Annotated in this window: 1 protein-coding gene; it reads left to right on the top strand. The window is 64.9% G+C overall.

Annotated elements, in window-relative coordinates; genetic code table 11:
* On the top strand, positions 1-239 hold a 239-nt coding region (locus tag SB756_RS34815; RefSeq protein ID WP_410913849.1), incomplete at both ends, for a TonB-dependent receptor domain-containing protein.

Raw genomic sequence — 239 nt, 5'->3', positions numbered from 1 at the left:
CCCGGTATCGCGCAAGGGCAACAGGCCTACCAACATTCCGGACAAGGTCGGCAACCTGTGGCTGACCTATGACCTGGCGCCGTCCTGGCAGGTGGGCAGCGACGCCCGCTACGTGTCTTCGATGTACGCCAATGCGGCCAACAGCCGCTACGCGCCGGCCTACACGATCTTCGGTGCCTTTGTCGGCTATCAGGTGAACGCCGATACGCGGATCACCGGGCGGGTGCGCAACCTCACCG

The sequence above is a fragment of the Pseudomonas sp. SIMBA_068 genome (assembly GCF_046534705.1).
Lineage (GTDB): Bacteria > Pseudomonadota > Gammaproteobacteria > Pseudomonadales > Pseudomonadaceae > Aquipseudomonas > Aquipseudomonas putida.
This window is presented reverse-complemented; position numbering and strand designations above follow the sequence as displayed.